Annotated in this window: 36 protein-coding genes; 33 read left to right on the plus strand and 3 right to left on the minus strand. The window is 65.4% G+C overall.

Annotation, left to right across the window (positions count from 1 at the left end; translation table 11 throughout):
* Positions 1-61 precede the first annotated feature (61 nt).
* The 3 genes from FS507_RS05035 to FS507_RS05045 form a co-directional block, all read right to left on the minus strand.
* Positions 62-667, minus strand: a complete 606-nt coding sequence (locus tag FS507_RS05035) for a DUF4352 domain-containing protein (protein ID WP_145941709.1) — start codon at positions 665-667, stop codon at positions 62-64.
* A gap of 172 nt (positions 668-839) precedes the next feature.
* A complete protein-coding gene (locus FS507_RS05040) occupies positions 840-1,220 on the minus strand; it encodes an ImmA/IrrE family metallo-endopeptidase (RefSeq protein ID WP_145941710.1) in 381 nt (126 codons plus the stop codon).
* Between the two features lie 3 nt (positions 1,221-1,223).
* Positions 1,224-1,766, minus strand: coding sequence for a hypothetical protein (locus FS507_RS05045; protein WP_145941711.1), 543 nt, complete (start codon positions 1,764-1,766; stop codon positions 1,224-1,226).
* Between the two features lie 144 nt (positions 1,767-1,910).
* On the opposite strand from FS507_RS05045, the gene FS507_RS05050 reads away from it, so the two are divergent.
* From FS507_RS05050 to FS507_RS05200, 33 genes are all read left to right on the plus strand, one after another.
* Positions 1,911-2,150: a hypothetical protein gene (locus FS507_RS05050; protein WP_145941712.1), complete on the plus strand. Its 240-nt coding sequence runs from the start codon at positions 1,911-1,913 to the stop codon at positions 2,148-2,150.
* Between the two features lie 43 nt (positions 2,151-2,193).
* A complete protein-coding gene (locus FS507_RS05055; RefSeq protein ID WP_186314559.1) occupies positions 2,194-3,006 on the plus strand; it encodes a BRO family protein in 813 nt (270 codons plus the stop codon).
* 196 nt (positions 3,007-3,202) lie between these two features.
* Positions 3,203-3,373 (plus strand): hypothetical protein, encoded by a 171-nt coding sequence (locus FS507_RS17535; protein ID WP_186314560.1) that lies wholly within the window; start codon positions 3,203-3,205, stop codon positions 3,371-3,373.
* A gap of 109 nt (positions 3,374-3,482) precedes the next feature.
* Positions 3,483-3,737, plus strand: coding sequence for a hypothetical protein (locus FS507_RS05060; RefSeq protein ID WP_145941714.1), 255 nt, complete (start codon positions 3,483-3,485; stop codon positions 3,735-3,737).
* Entirely contained in the window at positions 3,734-4,042 is a 309-nt protein-coding gene (locus FS507_RS05065) for a helix-turn-helix domain-containing protein (RefSeq protein ID WP_145941715.1), read from the plus strand. Before FS507_RS05060 ends, FS507_RS05065 begins: the two co-directional genes overlap by 4 nt.
* Positions 4,039-4,389, plus strand: a complete 351-nt coding sequence (locus tag FS507_RS05070) for a helix-turn-helix domain-containing protein (RefSeq protein WP_145941716.1) — start codon at positions 4,039-4,041, stop codon at positions 4,387-4,389. The genes FS507_RS05065 and FS507_RS05070 overlap by 4 nt, the downstream gene beginning before the upstream one ends.
* On the plus strand, positions 4,376-4,639 hold the full coding sequence (locus tag FS507_RS05075) for a hypothetical protein (RefSeq protein ID WP_145941717.1): 264 nt from the start codon (positions 4,376-4,378) through the stop codon (positions 4,637-4,639). The genes FS507_RS05070 and FS507_RS05075 overlap by 14 nt, the downstream gene beginning before the upstream one ends.
* A complete protein-coding gene (locus tag FS507_RS05080) occupies positions 4,636-4,938 on the plus strand; it encodes a hypothetical protein (protein WP_145941718.1) in 303 nt (100 codons plus the stop codon). Before FS507_RS05075 ends, FS507_RS05080 begins: the two co-directional genes overlap by 4 nt.
* A complete protein-coding gene (locus tag FS507_RS05085) occupies positions 4,935-5,288 on the plus strand; it encodes a hypothetical protein (RefSeq protein ID WP_145941719.1) in 354 nt (117 codons plus the stop codon). The genes FS507_RS05080 and FS507_RS05085 overlap by 4 nt, the downstream gene beginning before the upstream one ends.
* Complete coding sequence (locus tag FS507_RS05090) at positions 5,285-5,503, plus strand: hypothetical protein (protein WP_145941720.1); 219 nt, start codon at positions 5,285-5,287, stop codon at positions 5,501-5,503. Before FS507_RS05085 ends, FS507_RS05090 begins: the two co-directional genes overlap by 4 nt.
* A complete protein-coding gene (locus tag FS507_RS05095; protein WP_145941721.1) occupies positions 5,500-5,718 on the plus strand; it encodes a hypothetical protein in 219 nt (72 codons plus the stop codon). The genes FS507_RS05090 and FS507_RS05095 overlap by 4 nt, the downstream gene beginning before the upstream one ends.
* A complete protein-coding gene (locus tag FS507_RS05100; RefSeq protein WP_145941722.1) occupies positions 5,715-6,491 on the plus strand; it encodes a YqaJ viral recombinase family protein in 777 nt (258 codons plus the stop codon). Before FS507_RS05095 ends, FS507_RS05100 begins: the two co-directional genes overlap by 4 nt.
* A 1-nt stretch (position 6,492) precedes the next feature.
* Positions 6,493-7,074: a single-stranded DNA-binding protein gene (locus FS507_RS05105; protein ID WP_145941723.1), complete on the plus strand. Its 582-nt coding sequence runs from the start codon at positions 6,493-6,495 to the stop codon at positions 7,072-7,074.
* A gap of 202 nt (positions 7,075-7,276) precedes the next feature.
* Positions 7,277-8,236: a helix-turn-helix domain-containing protein gene (locus FS507_RS05110; RefSeq protein WP_145941724.1), complete on the plus strand. Its 960-nt coding sequence runs from the start codon at positions 7,277-7,279 to the stop codon at positions 8,234-8,236.
* Positions 8,233-8,616 (plus strand): hypothetical protein, encoded by a 384-nt coding sequence (locus FS507_RS05115; RefSeq protein ID WP_145941725.1) that lies wholly within the window; start codon positions 8,233-8,235, stop codon positions 8,614-8,616. The genes FS507_RS05110 and FS507_RS05115 overlap by 4 nt, the downstream gene beginning before the upstream one ends.
* Positions 8,613-8,801, plus strand: coding sequence for a hypothetical protein (locus FS507_RS05120; protein WP_145941726.1), 189 nt, complete (start codon positions 8,613-8,615; stop codon positions 8,799-8,801). Before FS507_RS05115 ends, FS507_RS05120 begins: the two co-directional genes overlap by 4 nt.
* Positions 8,798-9,274, plus strand: coding sequence for a hypothetical protein (locus FS507_RS05125; protein ID WP_145941727.1), 477 nt, complete (start codon positions 8,798-8,800; stop codon positions 9,272-9,274). The genes FS507_RS05120 and FS507_RS05125 overlap by 4 nt, the downstream gene beginning before the upstream one ends.
* Positions 9,271-9,411: a hypothetical protein gene (locus FS507_RS17540; RefSeq protein WP_186314561.1), complete on the plus strand. Its 141-nt coding sequence runs from the start codon at positions 9,271-9,273 to the stop codon at positions 9,409-9,411. Before FS507_RS05125 ends, FS507_RS17540 begins: the two co-directional genes overlap by 4 nt.
* Entirely contained in the window at positions 9,408-9,752 is a 345-nt protein-coding gene (locus tag FS507_RS05130) for a hypothetical protein (protein WP_145941728.1), read from the plus strand. Before FS507_RS17540 ends, FS507_RS05130 begins: the two co-directional genes overlap by 4 nt.
* The gene (locus tag FS507_RS05135) at positions 9,749-9,928 is read left to right on the plus strand and encodes a hypothetical protein (protein ID WP_145941729.1); all 180 of its coding nucleotides are present in this window, start codon (positions 9,749-9,751) and stop codon (positions 9,926-9,928) included. The genes FS507_RS05130 and FS507_RS05135 overlap by 4 nt, the downstream gene beginning before the upstream one ends.
* Positions 9,929-10,037: 109 nt before the next feature.
* Entirely contained in the window at positions 10,038-10,475 is a 438-nt protein-coding gene (locus tag FS507_RS05140) for a hypothetical protein (RefSeq protein ID WP_145941730.1), read from the plus strand.
* 114 nt (positions 10,476-10,589) lie between these two features.
* Complete coding sequence (locus FS507_RS05145) at positions 10,590-10,808, plus strand: hypothetical protein (protein WP_145941731.1); 219 nt, start codon at positions 10,590-10,592, stop codon at positions 10,806-10,808.
* On the plus strand, positions 10,805-11,182 hold the full coding sequence (locus FS507_RS05150) for a hypothetical protein (RefSeq protein WP_145941732.1): 378 nt from the start codon (positions 10,805-10,807) through the stop codon (positions 11,180-11,182). The genes FS507_RS05145 and FS507_RS05150 overlap by 4 nt, the downstream gene beginning before the upstream one ends.
* A complete protein-coding gene (locus tag FS507_RS05155; protein WP_145941733.1) occupies positions 11,179-11,697 on the plus strand; it encodes a hypothetical protein in 519 nt (172 codons plus the stop codon). The genes FS507_RS05150 and FS507_RS05155 overlap by 4 nt, the downstream gene beginning before the upstream one ends.
* Positions 11,687-12,061 (plus strand): hypothetical protein, encoded by a 375-nt coding sequence (locus tag FS507_RS05160; RefSeq protein WP_145941734.1) that lies wholly within the window; start codon positions 11,687-11,689, stop codon positions 12,059-12,061. Before FS507_RS05155 ends, FS507_RS05160 begins: the two co-directional genes overlap by 11 nt.
* Positions 12,054-12,281, plus strand: coding sequence for a hypothetical protein (locus FS507_RS05165; protein ID WP_145941735.1), 228 nt, complete (start codon positions 12,054-12,056; stop codon positions 12,279-12,281). Before FS507_RS05160 ends, FS507_RS05165 begins: the two co-directional genes overlap by 8 nt.
* Positions 12,274-12,489, plus strand: coding sequence for a helix-turn-helix domain-containing protein (locus tag FS507_RS05170; protein ID WP_145941736.1), 216 nt, complete (start codon positions 12,274-12,276; stop codon positions 12,487-12,489). Before FS507_RS05165 ends, FS507_RS05170 begins: the two co-directional genes overlap by 8 nt.
* Positions 12,482-13,357 (plus strand): hypothetical protein, encoded by an 876-nt coding sequence (locus FS507_RS05175; protein WP_145941737.1) that lies wholly within the window; start codon positions 12,482-12,484, stop codon positions 13,355-13,357. Before FS507_RS05170 ends, FS507_RS05175 begins: the two co-directional genes overlap by 8 nt.
* A gap of 433 nt (positions 13,358-13,790) precedes the next feature.
* Positions 13,791-14,177: a hypothetical protein gene (locus FS507_RS05180; RefSeq protein WP_145941738.1), complete on the plus strand. Its 387-nt coding sequence runs from the start codon at positions 13,791-13,793 to the stop codon at positions 14,175-14,177.
* Between the two features lie 118 nt (positions 14,178-14,295).
* Positions 14,296-14,877, plus strand: coding sequence for a hypothetical protein (locus FS507_RS05185; RefSeq protein WP_145941739.1), 582 nt, complete (start codon positions 14,296-14,298; stop codon positions 14,875-14,877).
* A gap of 272 nt (positions 14,878-15,149) precedes the next feature.
* A complete protein-coding gene (locus tag FS507_RS05190; protein WP_145941740.1) occupies positions 15,150-15,365 on the plus strand; it encodes a hypothetical protein in 216 nt (71 codons plus the stop codon).
* Positions 15,358-15,645 carry an HNH endonuclease gene (locus FS507_RS05195; RefSeq protein WP_145941741.1) on the plus strand — a complete coding sequence of 96 codons (288 nt, stop codon included), beginning with the start codon at positions 15,358-15,360 and terminating at the stop codon, positions 15,643-15,645. Before FS507_RS05190 ends, FS507_RS05195 begins: the two co-directional genes overlap by 8 nt.
* Positions 15,646-15,810: 165 nt before the next feature.
* Positions 15,811-16,122, plus strand: a complete 312-nt coding sequence (locus FS507_RS05200; RefSeq protein ID WP_145941742.1) for a terminase small subunit — start codon at positions 15,811-15,813, stop codon at positions 16,120-16,122.
* Positions 16,123-16,124: the final 2 nt, after the last annotated feature.

A 16,124-nucleotide genomic window follows, 5' to 3' on the forward strand; every position in this document is an offset into this window, starting at 1 on the left:
CACTCCGGCCCCCACCGCCCTTACCCGGCAGTGGGGGCCTTTCAGTTACGTGGAGACCGCCTTAGAGGGTGGCGTTCCACTCCGCCTCGGCGGAGTTGAGGAAGCTCATGGCCTCCTCGAAGTTCAGCCGGTAGTCGCCGGGAGTGGACGCCGACTCGAAGCACGCGGTGCCGGAGTAGTTACCGCCGGGGCCGACCTCGACGGTGTCGTAGTTCGCCTCTTCGGTGAATGTCTGGTTGTGGGTCACGCCGTTGGGGTCAGTGAGCTTCCAGTCCATCGCGCCGTTGAGACTCAGGGAGTCCTCGCCGGTCACGTCGAAGCTCACGTCCACGCAGAGGTACTCCCCGCCGAGAGCACTTGTGGAGGGGCGAAGGTTGCTGGCGGTGATGTCAGCCTTGTCGGTGTGGACGGTGTCGCCGAGCTGTGCGGTACCGTCGCCGCCTTCGTTGCCCTCGTCCTGGCCCTCGCCGTCGCCACCATTGTCCTGGCTGCTGGACGAGTTGTCGGACGCGCTGGAGTCGTCATCGTCGCCACCGCTAAGCGCGGAAGCCAGGACGATGATCACGACGATGACCAGCAGGATGATGAACCACACACGCTTGTAGAACGGCTTCTTCTGCGGTTCGGCCTGCTGCTGGGGCTGTCCGTACTGATTCTGGTCAGTCATAGGGGATCGATCCTCTCGAAAAATCACTCGCCACGTCACGGCGAGGTTGTGGGGAGCCGAGCATCTCGGCGGTCAGTCTGGGGTCTGGTAGTTTCCAGATCCGTATTAGCGTAAGCCACGGGGGGTATAAACAGGGGCGGTCGGGTGAACTTAGATCACGATATGCCGGTCATCACGCCTCCCATCCCCTGATCGTCAGAGCGCGCCAGGTATCGACCACGTCACGGGTGACACCGAGGGCCCACGCCAACGCGCCGGGGTGGGGCCCGTAGGCCTGTTCTGCCTCGCGGTAGGCGGGCTCGGTGATGACGAGCTGCGCCGCCCACAGGTCCGCCCTCCGTTCCAGGCGTGGGTCATCCGAGTGCTCGTCCCCGTAGCGTGCGTGCCCGAGCTCGTGGGCGAGGGCTGATCGCTTCGTGTAGGGGTCGAGGTCGTCCCGTAGGAGGATGACCCGGTCGTCGTGCATGTAGATCGCGTTCAGGTCGCCGCGAAGCCCGTTGGTCTCGTAGACCGTCACTCCGAGCTCCTTGGCCTTAGCTTTCAACTGCTTCATCGTCTAGGGATCTTCAGGCTCCTCGATTCGTGGGGTACGTCGTTGCGCGGCACCCTTCAGCTGGTTCGCCCTGCGGAGTACCTCGTCGAGATCTTGCCCCTCGCCATGGACATTGGGGGTGGACTCGTTATGCTCCTGCTGCTCACCGGAATCACCCTCGGGGGTATCGCCGGGGAAGTTGAACACCTCGGCGCCCTCATCGTCGAAGTGGGGAGTCACTTCTCCGTCCCCGCCATGGAACAGTCGGACAGCCTCCGGGTCGACACGCTTACGCATCTCCTCGAGCATCTCGGCATTGGTGGCATGTCCGAGCGCTTGCGCCACTCCGACGATCTCAACCTCAGTCGGCTCGAGGTGCCCGGTCGCTATCAATGCGTCGACGATGTTGACTCCATACGCTCTGGCGATCGCAATGACGTTATCGGACGGGATGGTCCCGCGATCGATCTGTCGGATGAGCGTCGTCTTCTGGATGTCGGAGCGCTTGGCCGCTGCAGTTAATGAGGGGGTTCCGGGGAGCGATTCGATCCACTTCTTTGGGTCCATGGACACATTATGCACCACATGTAAACGTGGCACAACCTGCACTTTTGAAATTACATCCGTGTTGATGTTGCAAAGAGAGTCCACTAGGGTGCATACTGTGTCCACGAGGTTGCAAACCGGGACCAGGAATTGGGAGGTGAGGACATGCAGAAAATGCGACTCCGACGAGGCGTCATCGACCAGATCAAGCAGGATCGCGCACTCGATACCGACGACCGGGTCGCGGCGATCCTCGGCGTCAGCGTCGACGAGGTTGATCGGATGCGCCGAGGAGAGGCAATCAGCCCGATCATGGCGGCCCAAGTCGCCGTCGTCCAGGGCACAGGATTCGACCTAAGCGAGTGGGTTGAGTACGTGCCTTCACGCACCACCACGGCCGCCTGACCCCATACCCCATGAAAGGAGGCCCCGGATGCGCCCCGGAGCCATGACCGACACAGTACAGCCCTTCGACTTCCACGGGCAGCAGATCCGAGTCATCACCGCCGGAGACGGCGAGCCACGATTCGTCCTCAACGATCTTTGCTCGGTGCTCGAGATCGCAAACCCCCGCGTCGTCTCGTCCCGTATCGACCCGGAATCCAAGGGTGTCTGTCAGACAGACACCCCTGGGGGCAGGCAGAACGTCACCGTTGTGGACGAGGCGGGCATGTACGAAGTCGTCCTCCGTAGCGACAAGCCGGAGGCTGTCGAGTTCCGCCGCTGGGTCACCCGTGAAGTCCTGCCGGCCATCCGCCGCCACGGCGGCTACCTCACCGACCAGACCGTCGAGCAGGCCCTCACCGACCCCGACACCATCATTCAGCTCGCAACCAACCTCAAGGACGAGCGGGCACGCCGTGCGGAGCTTGAGGCACAGGCAGCAGTCGACGCACCGAAGATCGACTACCACGACAAGTTCATCGCCGACGACGAGGACGTCATCACGATCGAGGACTGGGGCCGGCAGTGGGGCCTATCCCGCCCCGAAGCCTTCAACCTGCTGACTACCCGCAAGGTTATCTTCCGCAAGGCGATTACCCGCGAGTTCTCCAACAAGGCCGGTCAGGTCATTGCTCGCAACGAGTACCGCCCGTACTCCGCCTACCGGGGCCTGTTTACCCTGCGCCCGCAGCACAACGCGCCGCGATACCACAACGGTCAGGTCCGCCAAACGCTCTACGTCGCTGCTCCGGGGTCCTACCTACTGGCGAACACGCTGAGACTCCCCGGCACACCAGGAGGTGAAGCGACCGCCTGACCCCGTCCCTGCCCGTGGGGAAGCGGGCAGGGACACATCCGGGACACAGTGTCCCGCCGCCTGACACAGCGGCGGGGAGGGTGCAGTCCCCTCACCGGATACCAGGACCACACGTGTCCTCGTTGATTGAGAACTGAACAGTGCAAGTAAGACCCACCTTTCGCCCTACTGCCCGGGTTAGCTCGGGGACCGGTTCATGACCGGGGTAGGGCACCGGGGTCGAGGTGTGCGCACGGCGGAGGTTGTAACGCTTCCCCCTGCCGGAGAAAGCAGCGGACACCTGATCATCAGGCGTCGCCGTCCGACATCCGAGGTCCTCTCGATCGCCTCGTCGGATGCGCCCCAGGACCAGGTCCATCTCGCCTGAGAGGAGCTCGCTGCACCTCGACCCCTTACACACGAGCACCGCCGACGCAGTCTGCCAGGACCGTTTTCGCGTCGGCGGTGCCACCGACCCACCCAAGAGAGGAGAGCCAATGTCCACACTACCGGGCATGCTGCCCATCCCAGACGCCGCGTGGCTCCTCGGCATCCCGCCCACCACGCTCTACGAGCGCGTCAAGGCCGGCACCGACGGCTACGGCGGCCGCTACGACGGCAAGAAACCCCGCGTCCAAGCCAAACCCGTCCTCGAAGCCAGCGGGCTCGACCGCGCCGAGGCCGCACAGATCCTCGACGAACGCCGCCAAGAACTCCAGCACCAGAAGAACCCCCAGGGAGCAGCAGCATGAACTATTCAGAGCAGATCGCGACGAGGCTGGCACAGGCGCGCCAGGCTCGCGGCATCACCCAGGGTCACATCAGAGACCGGATCAACGAGGCTCTTGGGACGAGCCTGCACACGACGGTCATTTCCAAGATCGAGGGCGGGAATCGACCGATTTCCCTCAATGAGGCACATGCCTGGTGCGACGCCGTGGGCCTGAAGCTCTCCGAGCTTATTGCACACCTCGATGACGGGAAGCCGCTGGTAACCGCTCCGACCACAATCCATCAGAACGGGCATCGTTACGTGCTGGACGGAGGTGCAGCATGAACTATGCACAGAAGATCGGTGAGCACCTCGCCTGGCATCGCAAGCAGCGAGGACTGTCCCAGAGCAGCGTCGCCCGCAAGGCCGGAGTCTCCGCCTCCGCCATCTCCGGATGGGAGGACGACGCCTCCACCATCCGCTTCGACACACTCGTCGCCTGGGCACGCGCACTCAACGTCAACATCGGCGACCTGATCAGCAAGCTCGACCGAGGCCTCGACCTGATCCCAGCACCGCCCGTCCTGGAGTACCGAGGACACCGCTACCTGCGGGCAGGAGACCCCGTCCTCGTGTCCCACTCACCAGCGAAAAGGGTAGAAGAAGCCGAGGTGACACATGAAACCCCATAACGACACCCGTCAACGAGACATCGCCCGCCACCCCGCCTCACAAGACCACCCGGCGCGCCGGGAGCCGGGGGAGCCGTCGGTGCGGGAGTTGGTGGAGTCGGAGTTCGCGATCGTGATTGCGTTCGTCCTCGGTGGTGGGTTCGCCCTGCTGGTCGCAGCCCAGGCGTGGCATGCGTGGGGGTGGGTCGGTGTCACTGGTGTGGCTGCCCTGGTCGCTGTCGTGGTGCTCGGGGTGGTGGATCGCCGATGACGGGCGACACCGGTAACCGCGTCCTGCCGTGCCCGCCGATCGTGCGTGACGAGATCAACGCCCGGCGCGAGCGGCTGTATGCCACGCACCATGACATCGGACCTACGGGGTGGGATGAACTCGCGGCGATCCTGCGGGTGGACCACTCGACGTTGCGGAACCTGGGCACGGGGAAGCGTCGCAAGGTGACGTCGAAGAAGCTGGACGCACTTGTCGTCGCTCTCGGCCTGGTCGGCTACGTCGATGTCACGACCGGCCGGCAGCTGTACACCGCCGGGCGTCGGGGTGCTGCCGCGTGAGCCAGTACGTCAACGTCAGTCGCAACAAGTACACCGGCGAGTGGGACGTGACCAGCATGTGGGGCTCCACTAGCTGGGGCACCTGGTCCGACGCCATGAGTGAGGCCAGCCGACTCCGCAGCGCCATCAAACGAGCCTTGACCCAGCGAGCGAACCGACTCGTCACCTCCGACGGACTGTGCGCCTACACCGGCTGCAGCGAACCCGGCCACCTGATCAACGGATGGGGGAGGGGCTTCTGCTTCTGCTCCGAGCACGCTGACGCCGCGCGCCGGGTGCTGGATAGCCCGTCCGCGGGTGACTCGCGGTCGCGTCCGAGGATCCCCGATTTCAGTAGGAGAACAGCATGACTACACCGAGTTACGCCGATCATGTCCCGCCGTCGCCGACTGCACAGCAGGCGCTCGTCGACGCCCGCCATGGAACGCCTGCCACCGGCAGCACAAAGATCGGGCTGGTATCCCGCCGCCTCGTAACCGAAGACGGACAGCCCACCGACCTCGGCCGCCAGGTCGCCGTCCACATCGAGACCAGGTGGGCCGCGAACCGGGAGCACTGGGGGTGAGCGAGGCATCCGACCTCCGCGAGTACCTGACCGCCCTGGCTGCAGGCATCACCGCGGTGACTGACCCCGCCCGGCGCACCCCACAGGCCACCGACGTGACCAAGGTCCTCGCCACTGCGGGACTGGTCCGGTGGTCCGGGGCACCGAATGACTCCGGGTGGAAACCCACCGCGGAGGGACGAACGATCCTTACCAACTTCAGGAGACAACAGTGACCACACCCACCTCCGAGTTCATCGCGTGCCCGCCGAAGCCAGGCACCCGCGAGCACGACTCCTACATCTCCGCCAGCAAAGTGCCGGCGATCATGGGGGTCGACCCGCACGGCCGCACCATCCACGACATCTACGACCACCTGATCGACCCCATGGACGCCCCGGAGCCAGACGAGTTTTCCGGCAAGCTGTACCGCTGGGGGCATGCCGCCGAGCCTGCCCTCGTCGAGTACTGGGCGGGGGAGACCGGACACAGCGACGGTTACTTCGAGGTTCAGCCCTGCTACCGCAACCCGCACATCGAGGAGCACGGGTTCCCGCACATCGTCACCCCGGACTCGGTGTTCCGCCCGCGAGCGCCGAGACCCCACGACCCCGAGAGCCGCGTGTTCTCCGACGACCCCCGCGCCTGTCACATCATCGAGGCCAAGACCGGACCCCGCCAAGGCCTCCTCGTGCCGGCCCGCGTCGGCCCGGGCATCCCGATCGGCGACGCCGCACAGGTGCTCACCCAGATGGGCATCATCGGCTCACCACTCGGCTGGATCGTCCGCGCACCCGCCACCCGCGACGACGTCCCGGAGATCTCACAGGCCCCCTGGTCTGACACGGCATGGGAACTGATCGTCACCACCTGCGCGCACCTCTGGGACATCGTCCAACAGACCCGCACCACCCCCAACGACGAATACGACGCCGGCGTCGAGCTCGACGACCTCGCCGAGCGCGTCAATGGCAAGCTCGCAGAGATCCTGCTGCAGGAGGGAGCCTGACATGGCCCAGGGAGACACACCCATCACCATCGTGGGAAATCTGGTGGAGGACCCGACCCTCCGCTACACACCCAGCGGCACGCCCGTCGCCAACTTCCGCGTCGCCTCCACACCCCGCTGGTTCGACTCCAAAGCCAACCAATGGACAGACGGAGACCCCCTGTTCCTCGGCTGCAACGCCTGGCGCCAGACCGCAGAGAACGCCGCCAACTCACTGTCCAAAGGCGACCGCGTCATCGTCACCGGCACCCTCCGACAACGCCGCTACGAAACCGAACAAGGCGAGAAGCGCAGCGTCTACGAGATCAAAGTCGACGAGGTCGGCCCGTCCCTCAAGTACGCCACCACCCAGGTCACCAGGACCCCGCGAAACAACTCAAACAACCCCAACTACGCAGGTCAGACCCAAGGCAACAACTACGCCGGAAACAACTCAAACAACTCTGGCAACAACCAGACGAGCGGCGCGCCGGGTGGTCAGGGGAGTTTCGGCGGGTGGAGCGGGGCCACAGACGACGATCCGTGGAGCAGCGCACCCGAGGCTGGAGGCGGCTTCGACGACGGCTCGGAGCCTCCCTTCTGACCCATGGCCCGCATCATCTCCCGCCCCGTCCATGACGGGCGACGGCACCCACACCGACACCAGCGCGAGTTCACCCCGCGCGACGTCGCCGGGTGGTTCGCGTGCCCCACCTGCCAGCGCGGTCGGCCCCTGGTCCTCACCCGGACATCGGCCACCGCGATCTCCACCATCCTCACGACACTCACGAAAGGAGGCAGCACAGATGGCCCAGCCCCGACCTCATAGCGACCCGCACAGCGACGTCGTCGACAACTCACGCATGTTCGCCGCCGTGCCCTACGAGGTCCTCCGAGAACTCAAGCACGCCACCGCCATCGCGCTGTACGCCGTGCTGAAGATGTACGCCGGCGCCGACGGCAAGTCCCACCCGTCCCGGATGACTCTGGCAGAGTGCCTCGGCTACAAGACCAGAAAGCCCGTCGACGCAGCGATCCTCGAACTCGAGAAAGCCGGCCTGGTCCGATCCTTCCCCCGATTCAAGGACGAGGACGGAAACATCGGCTACGGAAAAGACGAGCGATTCAAGGAACAGACGTCCAACGGGTACCTGATTTACGACCGGATCCGGCCCGCTGAATCGGCACCACAGCCCGCCGATCAAGTCGACCCCCCTGTACCCCACAGGGTACAACCCCCCCAAGAAAAAGACACAGGGTTATCCCCTGTGGGGTACGGGGGTTATCCCCTACAGGGGACGGGGGTTATCCCCTGTGGGGTACACGAAGGAGATTCATTGAAGGAGATACAAGGAAGGAGAGGGGAAGGGGGTCACAAAACTTCGTCGACAACCCCGTCCGGGCCGGCGTCGCAGCCGACCGCATCGCCCCCTCCCGACTCAATCCCCGACGAGTGGATCGACGAACCCCGGCGGGCCCGCTGCGCGGCCCACACCGGTGTCGACGCTCCACCGCCGTGCCGAGGGTGCGGCAGAGCCCGCGAACAGGCCCAGGCCGCACAGCGCCAGCGGGACACGGAGAAATCCCGCCAGCAGGTCGCACGACGCGCAGCGATCGACTCCTGCGACGAGTGCGACCCCAACGGACTCACCGGTGATGGTCACGGCAAGGTCATGCGCTGCACCCACGACGCCTACGCCAACGACCTCATTCGCGACGGTCTGATGACCGCCGAGCCCTCCGGATCGAAGCGAGGTACCGCATGACGACCTGGACGATGCCACTGTCCTACGCCAAGCCCCCGCTGTCGCTCAACGACCGCGGGCACTGGTCCAAGGCCGAGCCGCACCGCTACGGACTACGCGGCGAGGCCTGCCAGCGGGCCCGGTCCATGAAGATCCCGCGGGGCCTGGAGCACATCACCACCCGGCTGCACTACATCGCACCGGACGGACGCCGCCGCGACGAGGACAACCTCCTCGCCACCGCGAAACCGCTCTGGGACGGACTGGTCGACGCCGGGATCGTCGCCGACGACACCAGCGAGTACATGACCAAGCTCATGCCGAAGATCCACCCGAAAGGAACCCATGGCCCGGCTGCTCTCTGGCTGGTCATCAGCGACGAGAGGGGAGTGGGCCTGTGAGCACCACCGACAAATGCCGGTACACGTTCCGGATTCACGAGCACGAGCATCACTCAGCCCCGTTCCGGCCCTCTGTGGTCGTCGTCATCGCTGGCAGTTGGGCCGAGGCGACACAGAGGCTGGAGAAGTTCTGGGGAGACAAACCGGGGTACCTCCGCACCGAGCGAATCGAGGAGATCGAATGACCCAGCTCCGCCCAGGGCTGACTCGCGCCGTCCTCGACGCGCACGACGCCCGCCGGCACATCACCGACCGCACGGTCTACGACGACGGACGACGCCTCGGGCCAGTCCTCGGCGACGTCTTCGTGGCCCCGGTCGGCAGCACCGACCGAAGCTCCTTCCGCCCGCTCGGGCGCCTGGACCCCGACGGCGTCACCGTCGAGCCCGACATGCCCGAAGCGCCGCGGCTCTGGCAGCACGCCCCGACGATCGACGTCGCTGACACCTACGAGACGACCATCACGCTCCACCCAACGACCGCACCGACGAACTTCCTGAACCTCCTCCTCGGTGTCCCCGCCGGGTGGCTGGTCTTCAAAGGCGCGCACTCCGGCTGGTGGTGGTCCGTCCCCGACGATGACCACTGCGACGGAGCGCTGTGCCACACCTACCGCGAGGCCGTGGACTACGCCCTCGAGAAAGCGAGAACCCCGTGAGCAATCACCACCATCAGAAAAACTGCCCCGGCTGCGGTCGCTACACCACCGGCCACGCCCCCTACGACACCAACGGCGTCGAGACCTGGCACTGGCGCTGCCTCACCTGCGACATCGACGGAAAGGCCACAGCATGATCGAGAACGACCCGGACCCCGCTGACCTCTCCGCCGACCCCGTGCTGGTGCTCAGCGCGTACCTCAAGACCGACGCCTTCTCCCAGATCGTCGGCGGACACCACTTCGTCGCCAAGGTCGAGGCGTTCGACTGCAGCGAAATGAGCGCGCTGGTCATCCTCGCCCAGGCCCTCGGCGACGTCGCCCGACAGGCCCTCGGGGGGATCGACTGCACCGGCAACCCCACGAAGGAATCCAACAAGGCGAACTTGCTGAAAGTCCTGACCCTGCCCGCCGAAACGCTCGAGTACGGAATGACAGCCCAGTTCATGCGCGCCAACGACACCCAGGAGGACCAGTGATCGACGAGTTCCGCACCGCACATTGCCCCGTCCCCGGCTGTGACCGCGGCACCGGCACCCAGGGTCATCGCACCCGCCACCCCGAGACCGACATGTGCCTGCCGCACCGCGCAGCCGACCACACCCCACCCATCCGGTCGAAACACGACCTCGAAACCATCCTGGAGCACTCATGAGCGACCTACCGGACACCAGCGTCCCGGACGGAGTCGGCCGCATCGTCGGCGCGATCGACTGGTCCCCACTGTGCGAATGGATCCGCGAGCTCCTGGAGACGATCTGCACATGAGTCCAGTACAGGACATCGTCCCGCTGCTCTACACCCCCGACGAGTGGCGCCGACTCAACGAACTCTGCGCGCGAATCAAGGAGCACCCGTTTCGGCTCGACACCGCCAGCATGATCGACACCGTCCAACACGGTATAGACCGCTGCCGGCCCGCAGAGGAGATCATCACCACCGCCATCGACCGGGCCCGATTCCATGACGTGGATCTGAACTACACGATCGACTGGTCTCATTTCGTCCCGTCCTCCCGTGACGGGCAGAACATCCTGGTGAGAGCGAATTACGACGGATTCACCACCCCGGGGCGGGATAAGGACGATCTGGTCCACTGCGGTCTTCTGACTGCTGACGGGGAGATCACCTCCCTGGGTGTCCGGGTAGCGCACCACATCGAGTGGATCACCTGGAAGAAAGACCGGAAGGACGACGCATGACCCGCACCCCGCACACCCGACCGATCCGCCGCCTGCCATGGCGTACCCGCATGGCCCGCTGGCTCGTCGGCTGGCACATCACCCGAACCCACTAACCCCGAGAGGACCCCCACAATGAAACAGCTACTCGTAATTCAGACCACTCGCTTTGACTGGTCCGACGACTCGGACCCCACGGTCAGACTGATCACCAGAGCGCGGGTCGTCTGGAGGCGACGCCACGCCCGCCGACTCATTGGCCGCGCGATCCGCCGAGGACACCCGGTCTCCGTCCGCAAGCTGGGCACCTCCGACATCCTCCTAGCGCTCCAGGCACAGGAGAACGACCAGTGACCATCACCGCAGACCAAGCCAAAGCCCTGATCGCCGGGGCCACACCCGGGCCGTGGGGCCTGCTGTACCGCGATACCCACCCCAACGCGATACCGACCAACGTCGTCGTAGGTGAAGACGAGGAAGCCCTCTCCACCTACGACGACGGACTCGGGGGAGACCCGGACTGGCTGAACCCCGCCGGGAACCTCCCTCTCGCTGCCGCTGCCCCGGATCTCGCGCAGACCGTCATCGACCAGGCGGAGAAGCTACGCAATATCCGCGTGCTCGCGGAGGCGCTGGCAGCCCGGCACGAACGGGAAGACCACGGGGAGAACGCCCACGAGACCGCGCTATTCAACGCCATCCTCGGCAAGAAGGAGAACGACCAGTGAGCCCGACCGACATCGTCCTGATCTTCCTGATCGTCGCCTACTTCACCAGCATCATCCGCCAATCGTGGCTCTCGACCCGCATCCACGACCTCCGGCACGACAACGCCCACCAATGGCGAGTCATCGAAGCACACGACGACCGCCTCGACGTCCTCGAATGGCGACACCCCGCCGAGGACGACGACCTATACCCACCCCGAATCAGCCCCGACGCCCACCGCACCACCCACCCCATCCCCGACAAGGAGACCACCCCATGCCAGACCACATCCGCGACGCACTCACCCGCATCGGACGCACACTCCGACGAGCAGCCCGAGACCTCCTCCGACGCATCGCCGACCACCTCGACCCCGACCCCAAACGACCCCGAACCACGATCCATGTCGCAGGCCCCGACGGGACAGAAGCACGACTCCGATCTCTCCAAGAGGCCCACCGACGCGCCCGGCGCGCCGGGTACTCGGCGCAGCCTGACGACTTCTACCGAAACAGGTGATCGTGGTGACCAGTGAGAAAGAACTACGCCGCATCGCGCACGCCGAGGTGACCATGCTCGTCCGCAACCCCCACCACAAGGAGCCGCTGTGGGAAGACCACCCCGAACTCACGGAGGGCGAGTGGGAAAGCGTCCTGGAATTGATCGATGACTGGCCGATCCCGGACCTGCCGCTAGCGGACCGTGAGGGGTGCTGGTGGCCGACGCACGGGCGGAAATACGGGCATGTACGAAAACTTCAGGGGACGATCGTCATCGCCCGTGGTGGCCTCGGCGTAGCGTCCCGGCTCACCAGCCTGTATCTCACCGCGGATGAAGCCGAGGAGCTAGGGGACTTCCTGCTGTCCGGTGCGCGGGACTTGAGGAGCCGTGATGCCTGACCGTCGACGCTCGAGCAGGCGCCTGCTGGGTGGTCGCGCCGAGTGGAACCTGCGAGGAGCGATCCACAAGATCACCCGCACCAACGGCGGCGGAGTCCAGGTCCTCGCCGTCGACAAGCTCGGCAACGCCGTGACCATCAACATGCCCGCGTGGCAGGCCAAGAACGCATCCGACGCGCTGGCTGCCGCCGCACAACCGAAGGAAAACCCCAATGCCTGAACTCGAGAAGAAGCTCTACAGCATTGAAGAAGCCATGGAGGCCACGAGCCTTGGACGCACCACATTGTTCGCCCTGGTTCGAGACGGAAAGATTCGCTCGGTCAAGATCGGTCGGCGACGTATGATCTCCGCGGCTGCGCTCGACGAGTTCATCGCTGGTCTCGAAGGGGGCCAGTCCGACACACAGGAGGAGTCCCCTGATGTCTGACCAGGTCTACCCCGAGGACATCAGCGAGGCTGACGTCGAAGCCATGCATCGCTGGTGCGACATGCTCCCTGCCGACACGCCTCACCGTGAAGCCGGAATCGTCCGGCAGGTCATCCTCGACGTCTGGCCCGCCCCGCCGAAGAGTCTCGCCGACGAACTGCGGGAGGCAGCATCCGGGCTTCCGGTGCAGTCCAAGCTGAAGCACCAGCTCGTCTCCCTCGCTGATCGTGTGGAAGTCGTCGAGAAGGAACGGAACGACTTGCAGGACATAGTGGACGGCTCCGCCGCCGAACTACAGCAGCGTGACGATGAGATCGAACGCCTCGACGCCGAGGTGAAGCGACTGACTGCACTGAACGCGGAGAATGACACCCGCATCCAGGAACAGAGCAGGGAGATTGGCGACCATATTGCGGCGCTTAACGGCCTGACCAGGGGTCGAACTAGCAAGGAATCCTTGCCAGTTGCCCTGCCCGACCCCGCCGACGTGCCGATGGGTGAGGCGTGGATCGTCGAGGTGGAGGGCGAGGAGGAGCGCCTACTCGGGTTGCGAAACTGCGGCGAACCTCACGCGTGGGAGACGTTCACCCTCTCTACGCGGGGCTCCGGAGGGTGGTGCGCCGACACCGCCGTCACCCTCGTCTCTCGCCTGGTGCCGGACGTGCGCCGGGTGATCGACCGGCCCGAGGTTCTGGATAAGCTGCCTGTGGAGGCCGTTGTCCTGTCAGTGAACACCCGGTACGCGCTACAGCACGGCGACGACGGTGACGGCTGGTACGGAACCGCGTCTACAAGGAAGGCCAGCAGCGCAGAGGTTCTCGCCCGTGGCCCTGTCATTGTCCTGTGGGAGCCAGAGGTGGCGGCATGACCCGCATCTACGAACCTATGGTCGATTCAGGTTCGGATTCGTGAGGTTGAAGTCCTTGGGGATGTCGCACTGGCGCATCACCACGGATGCCTTCGTCACCCCGTCATGGTGCACCTCGCCGTCACACCCCGGCGTCTCGCACGTCCACATCATGTGAGGTGCGATGGAGCGCTGCTCGCGAGGTAGCCACCCACCTGGTGAGGCCCACCCCCTACGGCACGAGCCTTTTGGCCTCCACGAGTGGCCGTGGGGACAGTGCGTAGGGCAGGTCTCGACGGCGACGAGGCGCAGACGGTCCGAGTATGAATCCGAAGACATGTTCGAAAGAATATAGGAGGGTATGGACATGAAAACCCGCTTTGAGCCAACGGAGGTCCCGGCATGAGCGCCGACTACGTCCGCCAGCACTACGACAAGATCGATGGGTGGCACCGTGAACTCACACCATGACCTGCCACCTCGCTGGGACGGTCACGACGTCGAGTGGGAGTCAGCCTGGGAAACGTCGCCCCTGATCCACTTCTGCCCGCCCCAGCCCGACGTCAACATCTGCGGCGGATGCGGGAGAGACCGCCGCCCCTCGGTCAAGGTCGGCCGCATCTACAAGACCGGAACCTTCGCCGACTTCCGCACCCGGCGCGTGCGCAGAGGTCAGCGCTATGTCTGGATGCACCTCACTGCGTTTCGCTGCCCGCACTGTGGCGAGACCGAGGTGCTCACCCGCGGAGATGACGTCCCGGTGCGGTTGTGGGTGCTCGACGAGGGTGACTACACCGACGTCGGTTCGTACGCGGTCAACACCCCGACGCTGCGGACGTGAAGAAGCCCCGTCCCTGTTATTAGCAGGAGACGGGGCGGCAGGCAGCGGGGCTACCGGCAAGGATGCTTTGGTCAAGCGCTTCCATCGTAACCCACGCCCTGCGGAAGGACCCTGCTGCATGACACCTGATGACCTGCGTGACGTCCTGCGTCGTCTCGCCGATCACATCCACACCATCCGCGAGGATCTCCAGGACTCGGGATTGCCGCCGGCATCGGGCACCAGCTCGGGTGCCAGCTCCAAGGCACCCGGCCCTCGTGACCCCTGCAACCTGACCAGCTTGAGTCGCATGGTCGAGGACGTCGAGGCCAAAGTCTGGGGCTGGTGCGTGAACCTCTCGGACGACCTGTCGCTACGGCTGGTCGATCATCGAGGCATCCACCTGATCGAGCACGAGGCACACGGCTCGGCATGGTGCGCGTGGCTCAACCGACACCGGGCCAAGCTGCTCGACCGTCCGTGGGCAGATGACTGTGTCGTCGAGCTGTCGGACCTGGAGGCCGAGCTGCGCGAGGAGATCCACCCCGCACCTGCTGCCCGTGCTGTCGACATGCCGAGCATCGTCACCGTCGAGTACCTCGTCGAGCGTGGCTTCAAGGCGGGGACAGTGCGGCAGTGGCGACACCGCGGCATCCTCGTCGAGGTCGGCAGCCAGCTCATGTCCTCCGGCGAGACCGTGACGCTCTACCGATTCATGTAGCAACGTCGTGACCAGCTGACTTGACATCTGTCACGCTTCCATAGCTAGACTGTCGTCAGTGTGATGTGGACCCCGGCCACTCCCTCGACCCTCGTGGTCGACGGTGAGTGGACCGGGGTTTAGTCATGCCAGGGGTGCAGTTGCTGCGCCCCGAGTGGTCAGTGAAGTGAGCACAGTGGATCGTGGGGATTCGTTCGGTCAGGCACCAGCCATGCATGCGCGTGGCTGGTGCCGATCCGTATCAACCCCCACCGAGGAAGAGGAGCCCAGGCATGGCAGTACGAGTCAACATCCCGCACCTCCCAGGTGACACGGACCATCGCATCCACCGCGACGCCGTGTCCTACAGCGAGGACGACGGACTCCTCCGCGTCCGGGGCGAGGGCAGGAAGCAGCTCGCCCTGTACAACCGCGGCCGCTGGGACTCCGCCGTCATCATCGAGGACGAGAATCGCACCGAGTACGGCGACGTCACGGATCATGGCTGACCAATGGGGCGACCGGGCAGGCAAGGACCTCGCCCGGAAGTTCAAGGCACACTGCCGCGAGCTCGGCGCCGTCTGCTGGCTGTGCCATCAGCCGATCGCCTACGACGCCCCGGCGCAGACCTCGGACGCCTTCGAGCCCGACCACGCTGTGCCGCGCGACGTCGCCCCGGAGCTCGCCCTCGACTGGGACAACCTGCGACCGGCCCACTGCTCGTGCAACCGAGCCCGCGGCAAGCGGGACGTGCCCCTGCCGCTCGGCCCGCAGACCCGCGCCTGGTGACCCCGGCGCGGCTGCCGCAGGTGTGCAGCCCGGCGGGGGAGGGGCGGTCAAAATCACGAATCGGATTTTCCGCGGCGAGTGACATGGGGTGGAGGGGCCTCTCTCCCCGTGAGCGAAGGGGGGTCGCGCGCGGAGTAGAGGGATCACCCGAGAAAGGAGGTCGGCATGTCCGACATCGAACCGGCCTACGAGGTCACCGGCACCGAGCCGTTGAGCGGCAAGATGCACGCCGCGGTGAAGAGCTCGATCGAGCTGGCCGACCACCTCGAGGACACCGACGCCGGCGACATCGCCCTGGCCTACGAGCTCGCCAACGTCATCGACACCGCGGTCGAGTCGGGCAACCCCGAGATGATCCACCGGGCGTCGTGCGTGCCGATGCCGACGCTGCACAAGATCCTGACTTCACTGGGGCTCAATCCGGAGGGGCGCAAGAATCTCGGCCTCGACGGCGAGGATGACGACGAGGACTGGTGACA

Source organism: Corynebacterium glyciniphilum AJ 3170, from assembly GCF_007673095.1.
In the GTDB taxonomy this organism is placed as follows: Bacteria; Actinomycetota; Actinomycetes; order Mycobacteriales; family Mycobacteriaceae; genus Corynebacterium.

Coding starts and splice junctions, on each gene's coding strand:
- FS507_RS05110 (WP_145941724.1), top strand. CDS start 7,277: ATGGCCCAGCCCCGACCTCATAGCGACCCGCACAGCGACGTCGTCGAC.
- FS507_RS05115 (WP_145941725.1), top strand. CDS start 8,233: ATGACGACCTGGACGATGCCACTGTCCTACGCCAAGCCCCCGCTGTCG.
- FS507_RS05200 (WP_145941742.1), top strand. CDS start 15,811: ATGTCCGACATCGAACCGGCCTACGAGGTCACCGGCACCGAGCCGTTG.
- FS507_RS05065 (WP_145941715.1), top strand. CDS start 3,734: ATGAACTATTCAGAGCAGATCGCGACGAGGCTGGCACAGGCGCGCCAG.
- FS507_RS05090 (WP_145941720.1), top strand. CDS start 5,285: ATGACTACACCGAGTTACGCCGATCATGTCCCGCCGTCGCCGACTGCA.
- FS507_RS05035 (WP_145941709.1), bottom strand. CDS start 667: ATGACTGACCAGAATCAGTACGGACAGCCCCAGCAGCAGGCCGAACCG.
- FS507_RS05055 (WP_186314559.1), top strand. CDS start 2,194: ATGACCGACACAGTACAGCCCTTCGACTTCCACGGGCAGCAGATCCGA.
- FS507_RS05050 (WP_145941712.1), top strand. CDS start 1,911: ATGCAGAAAATGCGACTCCGACGAGGCGTCATCGACCAGATCAAGCAG.
- FS507_RS05165 (WP_145941735.1), top strand. CDS start 12,054: ATGCCTGACCGTCGACGCTCGAGCAGGCGCCTGCTGGGTGGTCGCGCC.
- FS507_RS05075 (WP_145941717.1), top strand. CDS start 4,376: ATGAAACCCCATAACGACACCCGTCAACGAGACATCGCCCGCCACCCC.
- FS507_RS05190 (WP_145941740.1), top strand. CDS start 15,150: ATGGCAGTACGAGTCAACATCCCGCACCTCCCAGGTGACACGGACCAT.
- FS507_RS05145 (WP_145941731.1), top strand. CDS start 10,590: ATGAAACAGCTACTCGTAATTCAGACCACTCGCTTTGACTGGTCCGAC.
- FS507_RS05175 (WP_145941737.1), top strand. CDS start 12,482: ATGTCTGACCAGGTCTACCCCGAGGACATCAGCGAGGCTGACGTCGAA.
- FS507_RS05060 (WP_145941714.1), top strand. CDS start 3,483: ATGTCCACACTACCGGGCATGCTGCCCATCCCAGACGCCGCGTGGCTC.
- FS507_RS05130 (WP_145941728.1), top strand. CDS start 9,408: ATGATCGAGAACGACCCGGACCCCGCTGACCTCTCCGCCGACCCCGTG.
- FS507_RS05080 (WP_145941718.1), top strand. CDS start 4,636: ATGACGGGCGACACCGGTAACCGCGTCCTGCCGTGCCCGCCGATCGTG.
- FS507_RS05185 (WP_145941739.1), top strand. CDS start 14,296: ATGACACCTGATGACCTGCGTGACGTCCTGCGTCGTCTCGCCGATCAC.
- FS507_RS17535 (WP_186314560.1), top strand. CDS start 3,203: ATGACCGGGGTAGGGCACCGGGGTCGAGGTGTGCGCACGGCGGAGGTT.
- FS507_RS05070 (WP_145941716.1), top strand. CDS start 4,039: ATGAACTATGCACAGAAGATCGGTGAGCACCTCGCCTGGCATCGCAAG.
- FS507_RS05140 (WP_145941730.1), top strand. CDS start 10,038: ATGAGTCCAGTACAGGACATCGTCCCGCTGCTCTACACCCCCGACGAG.
- FS507_RS05105 (WP_145941723.1), top strand. CDS start 6,493: ATGGCCCAGGGAGACACACCCATCACCATCGTGGGAAATCTGGTGGAG.
- FS507_RS05045 (WP_145941711.1), bottom strand. CDS start 1,766: ATGGACCCAAAGAAGTGGATCGAATCGCTCCCCGGAACCCCCTCATTA.
- FS507_RS05195 (WP_145941741.1), top strand. CDS start 15,358: ATGGCTGACCAATGGGGCGACCGGGCAGGCAAGGACCTCGCCCGGAAG.
- FS507_RS05170 (WP_145941736.1), top strand. CDS start 12,274: ATGCCTGAACTCGAGAAGAAGCTCTACAGCATTGAAGAAGCCATGGAG.
- FS507_RS05125 (WP_145941727.1), top strand. CDS start 8,798: ATGACCCAGCTCCGCCCAGGGCTGACTCGCGCCGTCCTCGACGCGCAC.
- FS507_RS05040 (WP_145941710.1), bottom strand. CDS start 1,220: ATGAAGCAGTTGAAAGCTAAGGCCAAGGAGCTCGGAGTGACGGTCTAC.